The sequence below is a fragment of the Nocardia sp. NPDC051570 genome, assembly GCF_044454005.1.
In the GTDB taxonomy this organism is placed as follows: Bacteria; Actinomycetota; Actinomycetes; order Mycobacteriales; family Mycobacteriaceae; genus Nocardia.
This window is the reverse complement of record NZ_JBITDI010000017.1, coordinates 38,692-59,435: the sequence shown is the minus strand read 5'-3', so window position 1 is coordinate 59,435 and position 20,744 is coordinate 38,692. Positions and strand designations below refer to the sequence as shown.

At 66.7% G+C, this 20,744-nt stretch carries 22 protein-coding genes; 10 read left to right on the top strand and 12 right to left on the bottom strand.

Going from position 1 to position 20,744, the window contains the following annotated elements:
• Positions 1-97: 97 nt before the first annotated feature.
• The gene (locus ACIA76_RS33445) at positions 98-955 is read right to left on the bottom strand and encodes an EamA family transporter (RefSeq protein ID WP_397157653.1); all 858 of its coding nucleotides are present in this window, start codon (positions 953-955) and stop codon (positions 98-100) included.
• Between the two features lie 587 nt (positions 956-1,542).
• Entirely contained in the window at positions 1,543-2,985 is a 1,443-nt protein-coding gene (locus ACIA76_RS33440) for an MDR family MFS transporter (protein WP_397157651.1), read from the bottom strand.
• A gap of 242 nt (positions 2,986-3,227) precedes the next feature.
• On the opposite strand from ACIA76_RS33440, the gene ACIA76_RS33435 reads away from it, so the two are divergent.
• Entirely contained in the window at positions 3,228-3,647 is a 420-nt protein-coding gene (locus ACIA76_RS33435) for a pyridoxamine 5'-phosphate oxidase family protein (protein ID WP_397157649.1), read from the top strand.
• Between the two features lie 89 nt (positions 3,648-3,736).
• On the opposite strand, the gene ACIA76_RS33430 is transcribed toward ACIA76_RS33435, so the two are convergent.
• Complete coding sequence (locus tag ACIA76_RS33430) at positions 3,737-4,600, bottom strand: helix-turn-helix domain-containing protein (protein WP_397157647.1); 864 nt, start codon at positions 4,598-4,600, stop codon at positions 3,737-3,739.
• Positions 4,601-4,729: 129 nt separating this feature from the next.
• Between ACIA76_RS33430 and ACIA76_RS33425 the strand changes: the two genes are divergently transcribed.
• Positions 4,730-5,632 (top strand): MBL fold metallo-hydrolase, encoded by a 903-nt coding sequence (locus tag ACIA76_RS33425; protein WP_397157645.1) that lies wholly within the window; start codon positions 4,730-4,732, stop codon positions 5,630-5,632.
• A gap of 34 nt (positions 5,633-5,666) precedes the next feature.
• Positions 5,667-7,088, top strand: coding sequence for a carboxylesterase/lipase family protein (locus tag ACIA76_RS33420; protein ID WP_397157643.1), 1,422 nt, complete (start codon positions 5,667-5,669; stop codon positions 7,086-7,088).
• Positions 7,089-7,110: 22 nt separating this feature from the next.
• Here the strand turns inward: ACIA76_RS33420 and ACIA76_RS33415 are convergent, their stop codons facing one another.
• From ACIA76_RS33415 to ACIA76_RS33405, 3 genes are all read right to left on the bottom strand, one after another.
• Positions 7,111-7,545, bottom strand: coding sequence for a VOC family protein (locus tag ACIA76_RS33415; protein WP_397157641.1), 435 nt, complete (start codon positions 7,543-7,545; stop codon positions 7,111-7,113).
• Positions 7,546-7,628: 83 nt separating this feature from the next.
• The gene (locus tag ACIA76_RS33410) at positions 7,629-7,850 is read right to left on the bottom strand and encodes a hypothetical protein (protein WP_397157639.1); all 222 of its coding nucleotides are present in this window, start codon (positions 7,848-7,850) and stop codon (positions 7,629-7,631) included.
• 21 nt (positions 7,851-7,871) lie between these two features.
• A complete protein-coding gene (locus tag ACIA76_RS33405; protein ID WP_397157637.1) occupies positions 7,872-8,432 on the bottom strand; it encodes a TetR/AcrR family transcriptional regulator in 561 nt (186 codons plus the stop codon).
• 310 nt (positions 8,433-8,742) lie between these two features.
• On the opposite strand from ACIA76_RS33405, the gene ACIA76_RS33400 reads away from it, so the two are divergent.
• A complete protein-coding gene (locus ACIA76_RS33400) occupies positions 8,743-10,164 on the top strand; it encodes an alkaline phosphatase family protein (RefSeq protein WP_397157635.1) in 1,422 nt (473 codons plus the stop codon).
• Between the two features lie 70 nt (positions 10,165-10,234).
• Here ACIA76_RS33400 and ACIA76_RS33395 read toward each other — a convergent pair whose 3' ends face one another.
• Positions 10,235-10,723, bottom strand: coding sequence for a hypothetical protein (locus ACIA76_RS33395; RefSeq protein ID WP_397157633.1), 489 nt, complete (start codon positions 10,721-10,723; stop codon positions 10,235-10,237).
• Between the two features lie 98 nt (positions 10,724-10,821).
• On the opposite strand from ACIA76_RS33395, the gene ACIA76_RS33390 reads away from it, so the two are divergent.
• Together ACIA76_RS33390 and ACIA76_RS33385 are read left to right on the top strand one after the other, a co-directional pair.
• Positions 10,822-11,010 (top strand): hypothetical protein, encoded by a 189-nt coding sequence (locus tag ACIA76_RS33390; RefSeq protein WP_397157631.1) that lies wholly within the window; start codon positions 10,822-10,824, stop codon positions 11,008-11,010.
• 185 nt (positions 11,011-11,195) lie between these two features.
• On the top strand, positions 11,196-12,089 hold the full coding sequence (locus ACIA76_RS33385; protein WP_397157629.1) for a class I SAM-dependent methyltransferase: 894 nt from the start codon (positions 11,196-11,198) through the stop codon (positions 12,087-12,089).
• 13 nt (positions 12,090-12,102) lie between these two features.
• On the opposite strand, the gene ACIA76_RS33380 is transcribed toward ACIA76_RS33385, so the two are convergent.
• The 3 genes from ACIA76_RS33380 to ACIA76_RS33370 form a co-directional block, all read right to left on the bottom strand.
• On the bottom strand, positions 12,103-12,546 hold the full coding sequence (locus ACIA76_RS33380) for a nitroreductase family deazaflavin-dependent oxidoreductase (protein WP_397157627.1): 444 nt from the start codon (positions 12,544-12,546) through the stop codon (positions 12,103-12,105).
• Positions 12,547-12,611: 65 nt separating this feature from the next.
• Entirely contained in the window at positions 12,612-13,580 is a 969-nt protein-coding gene (locus ACIA76_RS33375; protein WP_397157625.1) for an NAD(P)H-dependent flavin oxidoreductase, read from the bottom strand.
• A 60-nt stretch (positions 13,581-13,640) separates the two neighbouring features.
• Positions 13,641-14,042, bottom strand: a complete 402-nt coding sequence (locus ACIA76_RS33370; RefSeq protein ID WP_397157623.1) for a tautomerase family protein — start codon at positions 14,040-14,042, stop codon at positions 13,641-13,643.
• A gap of 721 nt (positions 14,043-14,763) precedes the next feature.
• Between ACIA76_RS33370 and ACIA76_RS33365 the strand changes: the two genes are divergently transcribed.
• From ACIA76_RS33365 to ACIA76_RS33355, 3 genes are all read left to right on the top strand, one after another.
• Positions 14,764-15,588 (top strand): SGNH/GDSL hydrolase family protein, encoded by an 825-nt coding sequence (locus tag ACIA76_RS33365; protein WP_397157622.1) that lies wholly within the window; start codon positions 14,764-14,766, stop codon positions 15,586-15,588.
• Between the two features lie 271 nt (positions 15,589-15,859).
• Positions 15,860-16,477: a S1C family serine protease gene (locus ACIA76_RS33360; RefSeq protein ID WP_397157620.1), complete on the top strand. Its 618-nt coding sequence runs from the start codon at positions 15,860-15,862 to the stop codon at positions 16,475-16,477.
• A 91-nt stretch (positions 16,478-16,568) separates the two neighbouring features.
• The gene (locus ACIA76_RS33355) at positions 16,569-17,426 is read left to right on the top strand and encodes an LLM class F420-dependent oxidoreductase (protein WP_397157618.1); all 858 of its coding nucleotides are present in this window, start codon (positions 16,569-16,571) and stop codon (positions 17,424-17,426) included.
• Between the two features lie 29 nt (positions 17,427-17,455).
• Here the strand turns inward: ACIA76_RS33355 and ACIA76_RS33350 are convergent, their stop codons facing one another.
• Positions 17,456-17,680, bottom strand: a complete 225-nt coding sequence (locus ACIA76_RS33350) for a hypothetical protein (RefSeq protein WP_397157616.1) — start codon at positions 17,678-17,680, stop codon at positions 17,456-17,458.
• Positions 17,681-17,825: 145 nt separating this feature from the next.
• On the opposite strand from ACIA76_RS33350, the gene ACIA76_RS33345 reads away from it, so the two are divergent.
• Positions 17,826-19,313 (top strand): alpha/beta fold hydrolase, encoded by a 1,488-nt coding sequence (locus tag ACIA76_RS33345; protein ID WP_397157614.1) that lies wholly within the window; start codon positions 17,826-17,828, stop codon positions 19,311-19,313.
• A 199-nt stretch (positions 19,314-19,512) separates the two neighbouring features.
• Here the strand turns inward: ACIA76_RS33345 and ACIA76_RS33340 are convergent, their stop codons facing one another.
• Positions 19,513-20,733, bottom strand: a complete 1,221-nt coding sequence (locus tag ACIA76_RS33340; protein WP_397157612.1) for a cytochrome P450 — start codon at positions 20,731-20,733, stop codon at positions 19,513-19,515.
• Positions 20,734-20,744: the final 11 nt, after the last annotated feature.

The following is a 20,744-nucleotide window of genomic DNA, read 5'->3' as shown; positions in this document are numbered from 1 at the left end:
GGCCAGCAGGTCGAGGCGGGGCCCTGCTGTGCCGAACCGCGTTCGGGTGCCTGTGCACGGACGGCGGCACAGCACACCCGACGAACCGCCATGAGGGTCAGCTCGTTCGGCGCGCAGGCAAGGCAAGTGTGATGAGACCGATAGCAAGCAGCGCCATTCCGTACCAGGACGGTGCCGATAATCGCTCACCTACCATCGTGACGCCGAGGACTGCTGCCACCGCTGGTTCGGCGAGTGTCAGTGTCGTGGCTGTTTCCGGACTGGTGTGCCGCAGCCCGTATCCGAACAACCGGTAGGCGAGGAAGGTGGTGAACACCGCCAGGTGCAGCGCCACCGCGGCGCCGGGAAGGGTGGCCAGCCACCGCGGACCGGTGCACAACACCACCGGCAGGACGAGCAGTCCAGCTGTGCCGAACATGATGCCGACTACTGAACCGGAGGCGTGACCGCGCGCGATGAGCCGACCAGCGATCAGTGCGTAGACGGCGTAGGTCAGGCCGCCGAGTACGGCGAGCACGATTCCCAGGAGATCGACAGATGCCGTGCTCCCACTCAGTTCGGAGCCGAGAACGAGCACAGCGCAGCCGATTACAGCCGCGGCGGTAGCGCAACCCCAGCGTGCCGTCGGGGCGCTCCTTCCCGTCATCCAGGCCAGCAGTCCGGAGAATATCGGTGCGCAGCCCAAGGCGATCACGGTTGCCACCGCGACCCCCGTTCGCGCCACGGCTGGATAGAAACTGAGCGGATACCCGGCGACCGCGCACGCGCCGAGTAGCAACAGCCAGCGCTCGGACGAGGTGCAGGCCAGGCGGTGACCGCGCGCGGACAGGAACAGCAGTAGACCGCCGAGGGCCAGGCCCGCGGAACCTATTGCGGCAGCGGGTGTTCCGGTGGGCGCGAAGGAGGCAGCAGTCCCTGTCGAGCCCCACAGCACCGCGGCAGTGAGGATGGGCACCGGGCCGGTCCAGGGACTCGCCGGTGCGAGAGTAGCGGGTCGGATTGATGTAGCAGAAGGCCGATTCGGCACAGTCGTGTACTCCGTCGTCGAATTCGTCAGGAAATCATCCGAATCGGGCGCACGACGCTCACGACTGCCGTTGGATCAGCCGGAGTTCAGGTCAAATGATCAGCAGGCGCGCCCGATCAAGCGGACGGCGGCGGGGTGACAGCGTGCCAGTAACGACTCACGCGAGGATAGTATCCGAGATACCGGCATATCGCGACGGTGGTAACGCTCTCTGCCGGATGCACGAAAATCGACCCGACCCCACACACCGATTCTTCGGACAAGCCACAAACCCGGACTTACCACCACCAAGTCAGCGGCAGACTCCCGCACCGATGCACCGCGAGCCCGACGAGCTTCCGCGAGTGGTGTGAGCAGATCCTCACGCCGGCGGTCCGGGCTCGAGCGAGCAATGAGTACTCTCGCCGAGACCGCCCTCATCGTCGTGGACACGATCGAAAGCCACAGCGGCGAATCGGGATTGCGGTTCCTCGACTACCAGGGCCAACCCATGCCCTGTTAGCACCAGCGGCAGGTCAGTCGCCGATGGGCACCGGGACCGAAGTGGCGGGGCGAGGGCGCGGCATAGCCGCGCCGGCGGCGATCATGATCACGGCCATGACGGCGACGCCGATGAAGACGCCGTGGACGGCCGACGAGAGGGCGGCGGGGGCGGGATGGTCGACTCCGCCGACCTTGGCGTTCACCATCGCGCCGAATACCGCGACACCGACCGCGCTGCCGATCGAGCGGGCGAACATGTTGGATGAGGTGACCACGCCGCGATCGGACCAGTCGACGCTGGTCTGCGCCGCGATCAGGCTGGGACTCGCGATCAGGCCCAAGCCCACGCCCACGATGAAACAGCCCGCGGCCACCTCCCACAGCGGCGGATGGCCGGTGAGCAGCAGCAGCGACCCGGCACCCAGCGTGGCGATGCTCGCGCCGATCATGCCGGTGATGCGGAAACCGATGCGCAGATATATCCGGCCGGACTGCGAGGCGGCCAGCGGCCAACCCAGGGTCAGCGCCCCTACGGTGAGCCCGGCGATCAGCGCACCGGTGCCGAGCACGTCCTGGGTGAAAATCGGTACGTAGGAGGTCAACCCGAGCATGACAGCGCCGACCAGCATCGAAATCAGGCTGCTGGCCACGAGGACCCGCCGAGTGAGGATCCACAGCGGCAGAATCGGATTCGCGGCCCGGCGCTCCACCACGACGAATCCGGCGAGCGCGACCGCACCACCGGCGAACAGGGCGATGCTCGTCGGCGACGTCCAGCCCCACGAATGCCCGCCCTCGAGCAGCGCCAACATGATTGCCCCCGCGCCGGCGGTGAGCAATCCGGCACCGAGGTAATCGACCCGTTGGCGCTGCCGCCGCGTCGTCTCCCGGAAGGTTCGGACGAGCATCCATCCGGCCAGCGCCGCCAGCGGCAGGTTGATCAGGAAGATCCAGCGCCAGCTCAGATATTCGGAGAACACCCCGCCCAGCAGCGGACCCAGCACCGACGAAACAGCCCACACGCTCGCCAGATAGCCCTGCACCCTGGCCCGCTCCTCGAGGGTGTAGATATCGCCCGCGATCGTCATCGACATCGGCTGCACGGCACCCGCACCGACACCCTGGACGGCGCGGAAGATGATGAGCGCCACCATATTCGACGCGATCCCGCACAGCAGCGAGCCGAGCGCGAACACGGCGATGCCGAACAGTATGACCGGCTTGCGCCCCACGGTGTCGGCGATCTTGCCGTAGATCGGCACCGTCACCGCCTGCGCCAGCAGATAAATCGAGAACAACCACGGGAACTGGGCGAACCCGCCGAGACTATCGGTGATCGTGAGCACCGCGGTGGCAATGATCGTGGAGTCGAGCGCCACCAACGAGGTGGCGACCATCAGCGCCGCGAGAATCGGCCCTCGCTCGGAGCGAAAACCCACCGAGGCTTTCGTGGTGGTAGCGGCAGTCAACGGCATCCCCTGTCCTCGGCCCGACACACCGATCGAACGGCGCCTGATCCAGGTCTATTCCATACGGAAACGCCATGACCGGTCCACACCTTTTCCCCGGATGCACGACACCGGCAGGAGCGGATACGTTGCGCCGCAGCACGTCCCGCTCGGACCAGGTCGCTGCGTGAAGCATGCTGGAAATATGCCACTGTTGTGTGAGGTTGTTGAGATGTCAGTTCTGCCCGCACCGACCTGAGGAGCTATCGATGGCAAAGATGACCAGCGAAGAGCGCGAGAAGTTCCTGGCCGAACTCCATGTGGGAGTGATCGCGATCGAACGACAGGACCGGGCGCCGCTGTCGGTGCCGATCTGGTACGCCTACGAACCCGGCGGTGAGGTGCTCATCTGGACCGAGACCGGGTCGGTGAAGGAGAAGCTGATCCGCGCCGCGGGCCGCTTCGCCCTCACCGCTCAGGTGGAACAGCCGCCGTACCGATACGTCTCGGTGGAAGGCTCGGTGACCGGCATCGAATCGGCTACCGCCGAAACGGCGGGTTCCATCGCGCGGCGTTACCTCGGGGAGGCGGAAGGCAAGGCCTTCACCGAGCAGAGCCTCACCCCCGGCTCGCTGCTCATCCGCATGCGTCCGGAGCGATGGCTGAGCACGGATTACTCGAAGCAGTAGCCGACCCACACAGCACACCCCGGCGCACGACGGACTTCGCCGAGGGTGCGCAACTACCGGGCTGAGCTTTTCACCAAGCAGCCGCATCGTCAGTCGAGGTTTCGCACCGGTGACGCGGACCTGACGAGTAGTTCGAGGGAGTCCGCGGCACCGGAACCCGCGGTCGTGGTGACGATGACCACGGTCTGTTCCGGTGAGCGCCCGGGGATGAGAATCTGCTGAGCGACGGTGAGCGGACCCACCAGCGGATGACGCAGTTCGTAGGTCTCGCCTTCGCACGGCTTGACCCGATGGTCGCTCCACAGGTCCACGAATTCCGGGCTCTTCATGGACAATTCGCCGATCAGCGCGGCGAGCAGCGCGTCGTCGGGGTGCCTGCCCGCCACGGCCCGGAGATTGCCGACCACGGCGCGGGCCTTGCGCGGCCAGTCCGCGTACAGGTCGCGGGTGTGCGGATCGAGAAACAGCATCCGGGCCTGATTCGGCCGGGCGGCACCATGATCCGGCGCGCCGCGATCCAGATGCCCGGCAAGGAGCGCATGCCCCAACGCATTCCAGGCCAGAATGTCGGTTCGCCGACCGAGGACCATCGCGGGCACCGTCTCGACGGCACGCATCAGATCCCGGGTGAGCGGGTCGAGCCGTTCCTGCGGTGGCTGGCGTCGCCGCCGCGGGCGGTGCGTCGCGAGTTGCCGCAGGTGCTGCTGCTCGTATTCGCCGAGCCGCAACGCGCCGGCGAGCGCGTCGAGGATGGCGTCGGACGCGTTCTCCGAATGCCCTTGTTCCAGCCGCGTGTAGTAGGACACGCTCACGCCCGCCAGCTGCGCCAACTCTTCCCGACGCAGACCGTTCACCCGCCGTCGCCCGGGCCATTCGGGCAGGCCGACGTCTTCGGGCCGCAGGCGCGCGCGCCGGGCCCGCAGGAACTCTCCCAACGCTGTGGAACCGCTCATGTATCCAGTGTGCAACGCGAGTCGGCGCGGAGCCTGACCCTGCGGGGGATATGCGGAAGCGGGGCTGGCACGCGGTTGCCGGCGGATCGCACGCTGAGGTGAACAACGGCAAGCACTCTGGAGCGGAACATGCATGACATCGTCTTGGGTGACGTCACGATCACCCGGATCACGGAATACTTCGGTTCGGTCGAGATGTCACCGGACACCTTCTATCCCGAGAGTCCCGAGGGAGCCTGGCAACGCCACACGTCTTGGCTCGCACCGGATTTCCTCGACGCGGACGCCAACGTCTGTATCTCGGCCGTTCAGACCTGGCTGTTGCGCAGCGAAGGTAAGACCATTCTGGTCGACACCGGCGTGGGCAACCACAAGGAAAGGCCGTACGCCCCGGTCTGGGGTCACCGGAACACCGATTTCCTGGGCAATCTCGCGCGGGCGGGGGTCCAGCCGGCCGACGTCGACCTGGTGATCAATACCCATCTGCACGTGGACCATGTCGGCTGGAACACCTACCTCGACGATCGCAGCTGGGTGCCGACATTCCCCAACGCCACCTACCTGATGCCGCGACCCGATTTCGACTTCTGGAATCCCGCCAACGGGCACCCGACGGTCTTCGGCCGCGGTAATCAGAACGTCTTCGAGGACAGCGTCGCCCCGGTGCACGAGGCCGGCCGCACCCTGCTGTGGGACGACAGCTACCGCATCGACTCGAATCTGCGACTGGACCTCGCGCCCGGCCACACTCCCGGATCATCGGTACTGGCCCTGGAATCGGGGACGGACCGGGCCGTATTCGTCGGCGATATGGTGCACACTCCCCTGCAATTCGTCGAGCCCGACACCAACAGTTGCTTCTGCGAAGATCCGGCGCAGGCGCGGGCCACCCGCCGACGGATCCTCGGCCGGGCGGCCGACACGAACACCCTCGTGCTGCCCGCGCATCTCGGCGGACACGGCGGCGCCGAAATCACCCGCGACGCAGACAGATTCGCCATCAAGCACTGGGCCCCGTTCGCGCGCATCTGAGGCGGCGGCGACACGAGACGTCAGGAGAATCCCCATGTCCGACCCCATCGTCACCACCACCGAAGGCGCGGTCCGCGGTCGTACCAACGGCATCGCACACGTCTTCCTCGATATCCCCTATGCCGCACCGCCGTCGGGCACCGCTCGATTCGCCGCGCCCGCACCGCATCGGCCCTGGCCCGGCATCCGCGACGCCACCCGGCCCGGGCCGACCGCACCCCAGCCGCGCCGCGACGGTTTCGGAACACTCGATATGTCACCGTATTTCGCGCCCGGCTGGGTCCCCGGGGCGGATTATCTGACCGCTACCGTGTACGCGCCGGCGCGCGCTCGGAACAGCCCGGTCATGGTGTTCGTGCACGGCGGCGGGTTCGTCAGCGGTTCCACGCGGGCACCCCTCTACGACGGAACCGCTTTCGCCCGCGACGATGTCGTCCTGGTGACCGTCAACTACCGGTTGGGGATCACCGGATTCCTCGACCTGCCCGGCGCACCGGCCAATCGCGGACTGCTCGACATCCTCGCGGCCCTGCGCTGGGTGCAACGCAATATCGCCGCATTCGGCGGCGATCCCGGCAATGTCACCTTGTTCGGGCAATCCGCAGGGGCCACAATGGTTTCCGCGATCCTGGCGATGCCTCGAGCATCGGAGCTGTTCCACCGCGCCATCTCACAGAGCGGCAACAGCTCGGGTGCGTTCTCCCCCGAACAAGCCGCACGGGTCACCCACGCGGCGGGCGCCGCGCTCGGAATCGAGCCGACGGTCAGCGGTTTCGCCGAGATCCCGGACGAACATCTCATCGCGCTGATGCCCGAACTCACCGGCCTCGACCTGCGCACGGCCAGTCGGTCCGATCCGCTCGCCGGGCTGAGCCCGTTCAGCCTCGTCCTGGACCGCCAACCGGTCGACGCCGTGGCCGAGGGGGTCGGCGCACAGGTGCCACTGATCATCGGAACCAACACCCAGGAGGCCAACCTCTACCTTGTGCCGCACCGCATTTCGGCCATCACGACGCAGGGCGAATTGCATGCCACCGCCGCCACGGTCGCCACCGACCCGGACGCGTTGGTGGCGGATTACCGCGCCCGATATCCGCGAGCGAACCCGGGCGAACTACAGTCGGCGGTCCTGGGCGACGCACTGTTCGGTACCGGAAGCCGCCGACTTGCCGAAGCTCACTCCGCACACCGGTCCGCGCCCACCTACACCTACGAATTCGCTTGGCAGTCCCCCGCTTTGGACGGCAGACTCGGCGCGGCACATACGGTGGAACTCCCGTTCGTATTCGACTGTCCGGCACTGCCCGCCCTACGCGGCCCCGGCGCTCTACTCGGCCCGGACACACCGCCCGCCGCACTCGCCGCCCAGATGCACGGGGCGTGGGTACGTTTCGCCCATACCGGCGCTCCCGGCTGGACTTCCTCGCACACCCACCGCTTCACCGCCGCCGGTTAGACGGTCACGCCCGATGACCCACTCAGTCGAGACAGAACTCGTTGCCCTCTACGTCCTGCATCGCCAGGCAGGACTCGTTGAAGCCATCGGCGCGCAGTAGTTGCACGCGTACGGCGCCGAGTGCGACCAGTCGGGCGCATTCGGCCTCGAGTGCGGCCACGCGCTTCTCACCCACGAGCCCGGTGCCGACCCGCACGTCGAGATGCACTCGATTCTTGACGACCTTGCCTTCGGGAACGCGCTGGAAGTACAGTCGCGGACCCACATCCGAGGGATCGATGCATGCGAACTCCGCACCCTGACGCTCAGGCGGCAGCGTGCGATCGAAATCGTCCCAACTGGCAAATCCCTCCGGTGGCGGCGGTACGACATACCCCAACACCTCGCACCAGAAACGAGCGACGCGCTCAGGTTCCGCGCAGTCGAAGGTGATTTGGAGCTGCTTGACCGAGATCATCAATCCACCGTAGCGGCAGGGCCTTTCGTCGTTTCCACGGGCCCGGCCTGGGCTGGGTTACGGCGCGGCTGTTTGTCTGCCCCTCAGCTGCTTGCGCGCACGATGCGGCTTGCGCGCAGAACCTGGGGTGGCGCGCCGGTGAAGTTGTCGCGCAGGGCCGATCCGATGAGGTAGTCGGCGAGGAGGTCCGGAGCGGAGTGGTCGTCGATCTGTGAGAAGCCCAGGGCGCGTAGCTTTTCCGCGATCTCGTCCGGGGTGAAGAAGCTGTGCAAGGGCTCGCGACGGCCGGGTTCCCCGATATCCACATCGAACAACCTATGCTCCGGTCATACCCGCAGTGCGCGTTCGAGAGCGGCGGCGACTCGATCGAGGGCGTCGTTGTCGCCCTCGGCGCGGCACAGCACCAGCGCGCCTTCCATACCCGCGATCAGCAGGGTGGCCAGGTTCGCAGCATCGGGTTCGGTAAATCCGTTGCGCCGCAGACATTCCCGGAACGGGCTCTGCCAGCGGCGGAAGATGTCGCGGGCGGATGAGCGCAGCGATTCGTCGTCGGGTCCGGCACCGATCGTGATGGCCGCGACCGGGCATCCGGGCGGATACTCCCCGCCGGTCATGATCATCTTCGCCCCGGCGAGGATCGCGTGCATCGCGGGGATCGGCTGCTGCTGCGCGCAGACCGCTTCGATGAGCGGGCCGGCCATCGAGTCGATGGAGGCGAGTACCTCCTCGGCCAATTCGGTTTTACCTCGGGGAAAGTGGTGGTAGATCACTCCACGGTGCGCACCGGCCGTAGTGGCGACCTCCCGGATGCCGGTCGCCGCGTATCCCTGCGCACGGAACAGCAGCAGCGCCTGCCGGATCATCTGCCTGCGGGTATCGCGTGCCACCGCTATCTCCTCTCACATCCTTGGCTAAGTCACTTGACTTAGAACATACCCTGGCTCACCGAGGAACTCCTGGCAGCCGGCAGTCGACGCGCGGCCGTGATCGGTCCGGCGGCGCCGGATCCGAGCCTCGCGGCCGTGCGCAACGATCGCCAGTGAGGTTGCCACACAAACGAATTCGTGATGACCGGATGAGTTCAGCCGAAGAACATCGGGAGTTTCCGTATGGAGGCTTCGAGGTTCAGGGACCGGACGCCCCGCCGTGATGCAATGGACTCATCACGTGGGATACGTATATGGCGAGGTGGGAGCCATGAGCCGATCGGCCGAATCTGGGACGGGGCTGACTCGCCGACGCCTGTTGGGCGGTACCGCCCTGGCCGCGGCGCTGGCGGCCATGCCGATCAACGTGCGCCGCGCGCTCGCGCAGTCCGTTGCGCCGCAACCGATCGAGCACGTCGTGCTGTTGATGCAGGAGAACCGCTCGTTCGACCACTACTTCGGGACGATGCCGGGTGTGCGCGGGTTCAGCGATCCGGAGGCGATCCGGCTGCCGAACGGGTCGACGGTGTTCATGCAGCCGGACGCGGAGAATCCGGACGGCTACACCCTGCCGTTCCATCTGGACACCTACCGCAACAGCGTCCAGCGGATCCCCTCGACCTCGCACGAATGGACGCCCCAGCACGAGGCGCTCAACGGCGGACTGATGGACAGCTGGCTGCCCGCGCACCGCAAGGCCGACGGGGCGAACGGCCCCTATGTCATGGGCTACTACGAACGAGCCGATATCCCATTCCATTTCGCACTCGCCGACGCGTTCACCGTCTGCGACGCCTACCACTGCTCGGTGCTCGGCCCGACCGCACCCAATCGGATGATGTGGATGACCGGGACGATCGACCCGCAGGGTAAGGGCGGCGGACCGATCATCGCGAACGTCGTGCCCGAGGGCGGCTACAGCTGGACGACCTATGCGGAGCGGCTGGAGCGTGCGGGGGTGAGCTGGAAGGTCTATATCGAATCCGGCCAGCCGTACAACGTGCTGGACGAATTCAGTCAGTTCCGCACGGCCGCACCCGATTCGCCGTTGTACCTCCAGGGGATGCGGGCCTCGCCCGCCGGTACGTTCGAAAGCGACGCCCGCTCGGGAACGCTGCCCGCGGTGTCCTGGCTCATGCCGCCGGAAACCGCCTCCGAACATCCCGATTGGCGCCCCGCCGACGGCGCGAAGTACATCGCCGACAAGATCAACGCCCTCGCGGCGAATCCCGCGGTCTGGGCGAAGACCGTCTTCATTCTGAGCTACGACGAGAACGACGGCCTCTTCGACCATGTCGTGCCGCCGCTGCCTCCGACCGGCGAGCCCGACGAATTCGTCGACGGCCTCCCGATCGGCGGCGGATACCGCGTCCCGTGCATCATCGTCTCCCCCTGGACCGCGGGCGGATGGGTGGCGACCGAACGCTTCGACCACACCTCGGTCCTGCGCTTCCTCGAATGGTTCACCGGCGTCACAGAACCCAACATCTCCTCCTGGCGCCGCCGAACCTTCGGCGACCTCACCTCGGCACTGCGCCTCGGCCAACCTCCCGCCGGACCCACGACATTCCCCGGCGTCGACGCCGAAGTCACCCGAGCGAACCTGACCGACCAACTCCCCAAGCCGACCGTCCCGGCCAGCCCCCAAACCCACCCCGCCCAAACCCCGGGAACCAAACCGCATGTGCCGTAGACATACCGAGCCCCGCGGAGCCGGCTGAAGCCGACGACAACCATGTCGTCGGCTTCGCCCGAGCCCTATCTCACATCAATTGACCGTCGTTGCACATGCTCGACGAGCGCGTGGAGTCCGTCGGCCAGGAGACGCCGGGGTCGAAACTCCACGAGGAGATCGACCCGACGGACTTCCAGTACAGTCCGCCGCCCTCGGGAACCGCCTCGAAGACATCCCCGACGCCGGGGATCAGCTGATCGCCCGAGCAGTAGTCGTCGTAATCGGTGCCGGGCTGGCGGGCGCCCTCGCTGTACAGACCAGCGGGGTTGGGTTGTGCGCCCGGATTCGGCACATTGCTCGCCACACTCGTCGGTGCTCCCTGGCTCCAGGCCGGGACCGCACCGTCCGTACCGCAGGTGTAGGCATAGCCTCCGGCGACGACCGACGAACCCTGTTGGTGCGCACCGCCGTCCCAGAGGCAATCTCCGCCGGGCGGAGCCGCGTTGGCGGTCACCATGTTCAGGCAGACACATCCGGCGGCCATACCGACGGCGGCGAGAAGACGGATCGTTTTCATTTCGACAGCACCCCTTGTCCTTGACTACTACCGAGTATCGATTTGTTATGGCTGCAAATCCCCTTGTCACAGGTGCTTATCAGAAAGGTGTAAGTAGGTTGCCAGCACTTGCGAAGGATTGGGCCGGACACCGCATCCTGGTCACCGGGGTCAGCAGACCGGGCCGCATCGGCGCGGCTATTACCGAGCACTGCGCCCACGCGAACACGGCCGTAGTGACCCGCGCACTGTCCGGCTACGACCGGGACCGGAGCTATCCCGAGGCGGCGGATGCGGCGACGGAATAGCTACGGGCACAAGGACTCTCGATTGCCACGCTACGCTGTAGGGACCTGTCCGGCGGGACGAACCGGAGGCTTTCGGATCGCAGGGTTGCTTGACGGTTCCATCCGGGAGCAAAATCGATGGCGCGGATGCGGGGCTACGGCTCCGTTGGAGATGACTCCGATCACGACCGACTACGGGGTGACATATGCGTACAGACGGCGACAGCTGGGACATCGTGACGAGTGTGGGTCTGACCGCCTTGGGCGTGGCCACATTTCGCGCGCTCGAAACGATCGATCCCGACCCGATGATCCACGACGGCTACGCCGCATGGTTCGTCGAGGCGGCCGGGGAACCTCGCTTCACACGCCTGCTGAAGGATCCGGCGGCGGTGGGCGCGATGGCTCGGTTCGGCCGGTTCATGGGTGTTCGGACGAGGTTCTTCGACGAGTTCTTCGCCGCGGCGTGGCAGCGCGGCGTGCGGCAGGCGGTGATCCTGGCCTCCGGTCTGGACGCGCGGGCGTATCGACTGGATTGGCCCGCGGGCACAGTCGTTTTCGAGATCGATCAGCCCCGGGTGCTGGAGTTCAAGGATCGGGTTCTCGCCGACCATCACGCCGCGGCCAAAGCCGATCGGCGCGTGCTGGCGGTCGATCTGCGCGACGACTGGCCCGGTGCGCTCACCGCCTCGGGTTTCGATCCGAGGCGACCGACGGTGTGGTCGGCCGAGGGGCTGTTGCCGTTCCTGCCGGGCGCGGCGCATGACGCGTTGTTCGAACGCATCGACGCGCTGTCCGCGCCGGGCAGCAGCGTGGCCGCCGATGAATTCAGCCGTGGCCTGGATCCGGACCACTTCGTCGGCATGGAGGAAAAGCTGTTCGGCGACAGCCCATTCGGCGACCTCGACGTCGGCGACCTGTGGTACGACGACGCCCGCTCCGATCCCGGTGACTGGCTGTCACGGCACGGCTGGACGGTTCACCTCACCACTCCCTTCGAGATGGCCGCCGCCTACGGCCGCCCGCTCACCGACATGCCCGCCGAATTGGTCGACGTGGCCCAGCAGATGCGGTACGTGAGCGCCGGCAAGCGCGGCTGAGCCCGTCGCCTGTTCAGGCTCGGGTGAGTTCGAAGAGCGGAATGACGCGATCGACCATGGTCTGATACTTCGCGAAGTTGGGGTTCAGCTCGCCGACCCGCGGGTAAAGCTCGTCGCGTTCGGCGCGCGGCAGCTCGCGCGCGACCACCTCATAGGCATCGGTACCGACCTCGATGCGGGCATGCGGGTTGGCGCGCAGATTGTGCACCCATGCGGGCTCCTTCGGTGCGCCGCCGTAGGAGCCGACGATCAGCATGCGCCCGTCGACCTCGAGATACGCCAGCGGTGACAGCCGGGGCTTGCCCGATTTGGCGCCCGTCGTATGGAGCAGCAGCAGACCGTCCGCGAAGCCGTCGACCCGGCCGCCGTTGGTACGGAACTGTTCGACAACGCCGCTGTTGAAGTCCTCGAGCGCCTTGACATCGGAGACGAGCTTGTCCCTGTCGAATTCGGTCATGGCTTGGACAACGGACTGGATTCGACGGCTATTCCGCCCACCGACAACACCATTCGCAGGTCAGGTCAGGTGAGCAGGTGGCGGGCCTGGCTGGTGATGGTGTGCAGTAGCTCCGCCGCGGGTGTGATGTCGCGGACCCGGCCGATGGCCTCGCCGACGATGATGTTCAGGTTGCCGGGGTCGTGCTGGGCCTGTGCGTCTCGGTAGGCGGCCTGGGCGGCGGGTAGCGCGTCGACGAGGTGGGATTCGCGACCGTGCCACCGGGTGGTGAAGGCGTTGCGCAGCAGACGGCCGGTGTAGCGGGCGGGCCAGGGGCTTTCTCGGACAATGTCGTAGACGCTCGTGCGGATCGTATCGTCGCCGCTGGCCTCGAGCGCGTGTCGCTGGATAGCGGCCGGGACCAGGGCCTCGCTGCTGGCCCAGAAGCGAGTACCGATCAGGGCTCCGTCCGCGCCGAGTGCGAGTGCGGCGGCGAGGCCACGCCCGTCGATGATGCCCCCGGCCGCGAGGAGCAGGGTGTCCGGCGCGGTGTCGGCGACGAGGTCGGCGATCTCCGGAACGAGGGTGAAGGTGGAGCGTGCGGCGGTGCCGTGACCACCGGCCTCGCCGCCCTGGGCGACGAGGATGTCGGCCCCGGCGGCCAACGCTTTTCGTGCGTCCTCGACGCTGTGGATCTGGCAGATGACCTTCGCGCCGGCGGCGCGGATGCGGTCGGCGAACGGCGCCGGATCGCCGAAGGACAGCATGATCGCCACCGGATTGTGATCGAGTGCGACATCGAGCAGATCGGGCCGCCGGGCGAGGCTCCAGGTGATGAAACCGCATCCCACCCGGGCCTGCCCGGCATGGGCGAATTCCTGGATCAACCAGTCTCGGTCCCCGTAGCCGCCGCCGATGAGTCCCAGTCCGCCGGCGTGGGTGACGGCGGCCGCGAGCCGCCCACCGGAGACGAGGTCCATCGGCGCGAGCACCACGGGAGAGGTGAGTCCGAGCGCGGTGGTCAGGCGGGTGGTCAGTGCTGTGTTCACGGACATGATGCGAAGGCTCCCTTCGGTGAAATGCGTTCGGGCACACCCCGTTCGGGGCATAGGCCGCTAAGCGGGGACGGGGAGATCGCCCTCGACGTACTGGGCGCGGCCGTCGGCGAAGGACCAGTCCTGCGCGGTGTTCTCCACGATGCCGATGAAGACATCGCGGCCGTCGATTCCCAGGTGACCGAGGGATGTGGCGATGGTGTGGAACAGTGCCTGCTTGACCTCGGTGGTCCGTCCGGTCTGGGTGAAGATCTGCACCATGACCACGGCCGGGGTGCGGTCGAATCCGAGGCCGGCGTCCTGGGCGATCACCTCCTCGGCATCATGCTGGGTGATGATCTGGAACCGGTCGCGTTCGGGAATGCCCAGTACGTCCACGATCGCGTCATGGATGCTGTCGGCGAGGGTGTCGATCTGCTCGCGATTCCGGCCGCGCACGAGGTCGATGCGAACCAAAGGCATGGCTGTTCTCCTTACCGCGAATCGTGTTCCAATTGCGGGACATTCACGCGTCTGCATTCGATAACGTGGACAAAACTCTGCGGGTCGTCATTTCCATCTGCCACGAGATTACGAATACAGAAGCGGCCCTGTGAAATACCGATCTCGATCTCGACTATGCGCGGCGGGCATAGATCCACGCGGGCGCGGCGATGCGGCACTACCTGTCGGCCCGAAAACCGGGTCGTGGCACCGGCCCTGGGCGCGGTGGTCACCGGCGGGACCCACACGACGCCGGTTCGGGGTGTAGCGGGCCGGGTGCCGGTGATCTACCGCTCGGGCAGCGTCGACACCAAGGGCGGCACCGTGACCGGTTCCAGTGTTCGTCGTGGTGGGCTCGGGTCACGGGACCAGGGCAGCCATTCCCGACCGGCGAGTTCGCCATCCTCAACGAAGCGCGGTTCATCGAAATCGATTGTCCTACTGCGGAATAACCCAAGGAGCAATCGCGCTACCAGTGGCAGCCGGGAGGACACCGGCACACGCTCGTGCCGCTGATCGACAGCGCCCGAATCAATCTCGACAGGCCCGCCGCGGTGGCCGGGTTGATGGAAGCCCAATAGTACAGGCCGGTAACAAGATTCATGGTTTGTTGCTCAGCGCTACAGCTTACCGTAACTGTTGAATATAGTTAGTTCACCTACTCTCATGCGCCTGTCATCCTCATCCCTTGGAGCAAACTATGACTCGCGCCCGTGTATTGCTGGCGGCCTCTGCCGCGCTCATGACCGGCCTGCTGACGGCCCTGGTATCGACCGCGGCCGCCGACGCCGCACCCGGACCGACCGACTATGTCGCACTCGGCGACTCCTACTCCTCGGGCACCGGCACCGGTGACTACCAGCCGGACAGCGGCGACTGCCGGCGCAGCGACTCCGCGTACCCCTCACTGTGGGCGAACAGCCACGCCGTGGGCTCCTTCTCCTTCACCGCCTGCAACGGCGCCACCACCCAGGATGTGCGCAACGATCAGCTCGGCCCGCTGAGCGACCGAACCGGTCTGGTCACCGTTTCCGCCGGCGGCAATGACGCCGGCTTCTCTCGCATCTTGCGCTCGTGCGTATTCCCCGCCAGCGACGCCGACTGCGATGCGGCGGTGGATACGGGCATCTCCTACGTCAACAACACGTTGCCCGGCAACCTCGACCGGCTCTACCAGGACATCAAGGCCAAGGCGCCGAAGGCCTCGATCGTCGTCGTGGGATACCCCCGCCTGTTCGAGCGTGACGTGTGCCCGTTCAGCTTCAGCCTGCACAAACGCGATTCACTGAACCACGCGGCCGATGAACTCGACCGGGTCGTCGCCGCCCGCGCCCGAGCCGCCGGATCAACCTTCGCCGACCCGCGCCCCGCCTTCACCGGACACGGAATCTGCGGCCAGGACCCGTGGATCAACCAACTCAACCCCGCCGACCCTGTCGAGTCCTACCATCCCACCGTCGATGGCCATGCCCGCGGCTACCTGCCCACCGTGAACAAGGCCACCGGCAACCTGCTCACCCGATAGTCGGTACGACCGGCATGGGCTGGTGTCGTTGCGATGGTGTGACCATCGCAGCGACGCCGGTCCGCTCCGCTCGGCGGTCGTCAGCACGAGAGGCGTTGCGGCACAAAACCATAGGGTGTGTTCGGCAGACCGGGTGCGATAGCTTGAACGAGTGGACCGCAATCGACCGGCGAGCTCGCCGCAACACATCGGTGGACGTGACCTGCTCGGGGGTCTGTGTGTCGGTGTGATTGTCATGGCGATGATTCACCTTGCCGGAGAACATCTCCGGATGGCCGCGGAGGTCCGGCTGCAGGCGCAGCTCTCCACCCTCGCGGGCGCGGCCGACGGACTGGCGCTGTCGGTGGTCGCCGTGCACGCCGACGACAATGGTTCCGGCTCGGGGATAGTGCTCGACACGACCGGCCTGGTATTGACCAACGGCCATGTCGTCGACAAGTCGACACGGATCACGGTCGAGGACGCCAGCGGGACCCACGCGTTCCGGGCGACCGTCCTGGGTATCGACCCGCTGCACGATATCGCGCTGCTGAAACTCGACAGCCCGCCCGGATTACCCGCCGCCCGGATCGACACCACGCTCCACCCGCAACCGGGAAGCGCCGTGCTCGCGATCGGATACGCCGGTGGCCGTGCCCAACCCACGGCCACCACCGGCACGGTGGAAGCGCTGAATCAACGAATCCGATCCGACCGGCTGGACTCGATCATGATCGGCCTGATGGCCGTCAACGCCCACGCCGAGCCCGGCGACTCGGGTGGTGCACTCTTCGATCCCGACGGGCGGGTGATCGGCCTGATCACCGCGATAGCCACCGACAACCCCACCACCCTCGTCATCCCGATCGATGAGGCGATCGATGTAGCCAGCACTTGGGCCACCCGGTAAGCCGAGCCCTCCGTGAAAGCCGCGGCGACGGCCGGTGTTTCGCTGACAACACCGATTGGCCCGCGCGGCCGGAACAAGGTTGACTGGCGGCATGCGTATTGGGATCGAAGCGTTCATCACCGACGAGAGCATGCGGCCCGACACTCTGGCCAAGGCCGCCGAGGAACGCGGTATCGCCTCGTTGTTCGTGGCCGAGCACTCACACGTCCCCGTCAGCAGGGAAACCCCGTATCCGCTCGGCGCCGAACTGCCACGGGTGTACTACCGCACGCTCGACACCTTCGTATCCCTGGCCGCCGCAGCCGCGGTGACCTCGAAGATCCTGCTCGGGACCGGGGTGGCCCTGCTGCCGCAGCGCGATGTCATCCACACCGCGAAGGAGGTGGCCAGCCTCGACCTGCTCTCCGGCGGCCGGTTCCTCTTCGGCGTCGGTATCGGCTGGAACCGGGAAGAGATGCGCAACCACGGCACCGACCCGAGCACCCGCGGGAAGCTGGTCGACGAGCAGCTCACCGCCCTCAAAGCACTCTGGACCCAGGACGAGGCCGAATTCGACGGCAAGTACGTCCGATTCGAACGATCCTTCCTGTGGCCCAAGCCGGTACAGCGGCCACACCCGCCGATCTACCTCGGCGGTAACAGCCCGGCCATGGTCGCCCGCGCCGCCCGGCACGGCGCGACGTGGATGCCGATCGGCCCGTTCACACCCGAAGAACTGCCCACGTCGCTGGCGCGCGCCGAATCGGCGGGTGTCCCGATGGTGCCGTCCAACCTGCCGCTGGACCCGGCCCTGCTCGATGCCTGCGCCGAAGCCGGTATCGAGCACGTGACCCTGATGTTCGGCGGCCACCTGGACGCTCCCCCCAGCGAATTCGGCGCCTACCCGAAGGACGAGGTGCTGCGCAGGCTCGACGAGCTGGCCCCGTTCGTCGAGCGCTACGCGAGCTGAAGCAGAGGGATTCGCCCCCGCGTCGGTGTTTATCGGCAAGCACCGACAATGACCTTCAGCGCAGGGGCGAATCCCGATGTAGCGCACCGATTTCGTCCATCTCGGCCCAGCAGGGCGGACAATCCGGCGGTGAGCATTCCGCCCCGGACCGCGCGCAGCAGTGCGGACATCGCGAACACGCCGATTCCAGCCATCGCACGCCAGACCTTCCGAATCGAGTGCGGGTAGTCGCGCACGATAGGGAACTCGGCCATGGCAGCCTCTTCGGGTGCGACCGGATCGCTCGAGCTTCTGTCACTATAAACCGTGGTCAACTACTTCCCGAGCAAGGAGCCGTTACTCCTGGATCGGCTGGAGGTCACGGCTGACGCATTGCGGAGCACCAAGGTGCTCATTCGGATGACGACACGAATGTCGGTGTTGTGCATGGCGGCATGTCTGGTCGGCGGGGAGAGCGCCGCGGCCGCCGATACGCCGGTCGGACTGGAGCGTTTCTACAGTCAGCGACCGGAGTGGATCGCGTGTGGCGATGAGCAGTTGGATGCGGCCGGGGCGCAGTGCGCCGAGGTCAGCGTGCCGCTGAATTACGCACAGCCGCAAGGCCGGACCATCACCATCGCGATTTCCCGGCTGCGGGCCGCCGATCCCGCGAAACGCCGCGGTGTCATGCTCTCCAATCCCGGTGGCCCCGGCGGGCCCGGCCTCGACTTCCCGCTCGAGTTCGGTCCCGCACTGAGCCAGGACGTACGCGACCGCTACGACCTGATCGGGATGGACCCGCGCGGCATCGGCCGATCGGCGCCGGTGAACTGTGGCTGGCCCATCGGCCAGGGATATCAGTCCGCGGGCGTCGATGCGGTCAGCTATGCGAAATCTGTTGCGACACAGGCGGATCTGGCAGCACGCTGCCTGGTGCGGGAACGAGACGAACTGCTCTACATCACCACTCGCAATACCGCCCGCGATATGGATGTGATTCGCGGCGCGCTCGGCGAGGAGACGATCGGTTACTACGGCATCTCCTACGGCACCTATCTGGGCTGGGTCTTCACGCAGATGTTCCCGGACCGCGCCGATCGGATCGTGCTCGACAGCGCCATCGATCCACAGCGCTGGGTGCTCGGCCATATCCAGGACTGGGGCGCGCCGAACGAGGCCGCACTCGACGACTGGGCCGACTGGACCGCCGCCCACGACGACGAATACCGGCTGGGCACCACGCGTTCCGAGGTCCGCGACACCGTGACCGCCCTGATCCAGCAGGCAGCCGCGATTCGGATCCGGATCGGAGCCTATGAGCTCGACGACCATTGGGTACCGATACTGCTGTTCGACGTGCTGCGGGATCAGCGCCGCAACGACGTGCTCGCCCGCCTTGTCGGGCAATTGCGTGATGCGGCCGCCGGAGTTCCCGTGCAGCCCACCGCCGAACAGGAGAAGTACCTCGCTGTCATGCTGAGGGGCCAGCCGCACGACACCTCGGCGACCGTCGTCATATGGTGCGGTGACGTCGGCGCCCCGCGTGATCCGGGCTGGTACTGGCGCAATATCGAGGACAGCCGCGCGGCCCGACCGGTATTCGGCCCGCTGGCCGACAACATCACCCCGTGCGCATTCTGGCCCGACCCGATCGAAGCGCCGACGGTGGTGGTCCAGAACTCGGTCCCCGCATTGATTCTGCAGGCCACCGGCGATACCCGCACCGCCTATCAGGAAGGTGTCGCGCTACACCAGCTGATGACCGGCTCCCGGCTCGCCACCCTGCGAGACGTTCGCATCCACACGATCCTCGCCACCTTCCCCAATCGCTGCGTGACAGACGCCGTGGACACCTACTTCCGCGACGGCGCCCTTCCGGACACCGACATCATCTGCACCAGCGACTGATACCCGGTGACCGTTGCCTCGGCGCCCACCCACGTCCACCTCGACCAGCTCACCGCGAACCGACTCACGACGAAGCCATGCGCCGCACAGAACCCGGCGAGTCGGGCGTAACCGAGTCGCCGGGTTCGAGCCGCCGAGCTATTCGGGGCCTGTCCGCGAAACCCTGCCTATCGCTGCGGCTTTCACGATGAGTGCCCGTTCACCAGCCGACGGGGAGGGTGAGCGGTGACCTGGCCGGCGATGAGTTGTCCCAGGTAGGTGGCTGGTCGTCGATGAGATGTAGTCCGGGGAGCCGGTCGAGCAGGGTGTCGAGGGCGACGGTCAACTCGGCTCGTGCGAGGTGCGCACCGAAGCAGTTGTGCGGGCCTCGGCCGAACACGATGTGCGGATTATCGGTGCGGCGCAGGTCGAGCCGGTCTGGATCGGCGAATACGGTCTCGTCCCGGTTGGCGGCGGCGAGGACCGGTTGGACGGCGTCGCCTTTGCGGATGGTGTGCCCGTGCAGTTCGATGTCTTCGGTGGCGAGCAGGACCACGACGCCATTCATGACCGGGACGTAGCGCAGCAGTTCCTCCACCGCGGTCGGCATCATCGCGCGGTCGGTGCGCAACATGGCGTATTGGTCGGGGTGGGTGAGCAGCGTGTAGACCGAGTTGGCCAGGAACATCGTCGATGTTCGATAGCCGGCGACCAGCATCGACAACCCGAAGCTGATCACCGATTCCTCGGTGAGGACACCACCGGAGCATGCGCTGAGTAGTTGGCCGAGGACGTCGTCGGTGGGTTCGCGTCGTTTCCGGTCGATGATCGAACAGATGTACTCCCGTAATCGCTCGGTGACCCCACGCCCCTCGTCCAGGGTCTGCAGGGCGCCGAGGGCGGCATCGGCCATGGGTACGAAGTAGTCGCGGTCGTCGTAGGGGATGCCGACGAGGTCGCACATCACCTGCAGCGGAAAGGGTTCGGCGAATCCGGCGACCAGATCACCGGCCTGCCCACCGGCGGTGAAGGCATCGAGCAGGCCGGCGGCCAGATGACGCAGCCGTGGCTGGTGGGCCCGGATGGATCGGGTGCTGAACGCCTCGGCGAGGGCCTGGCGCAGCGCCACGTGCTGGGGTCCGTCCATCTCCATGACGGTGATCAGGCCGGGCCCGCTGTCCTCGGACCGCGTGGCCGACGGTGGCCACGCGTTGATGGTGGGTCGGATCAGTCGTCGGTCGGCGACGAGTTGTCTGACGTCGGAGTACCGGGTGACGTACCACGCGGTGGCGTCGACGGCCATGCCCTGCGGCATGCGGACCTTGGCGAGGGGGCATTCCCGACGCAGCGGTGCGTACGCCTGCGGTGGCCCCATCGTGTCCGAGGGTGCGAGGGGCAGATCGATGATCGGTTGTGGGTCGAAGGTCGAAGCAATGTTCATCGGTGGTCCTG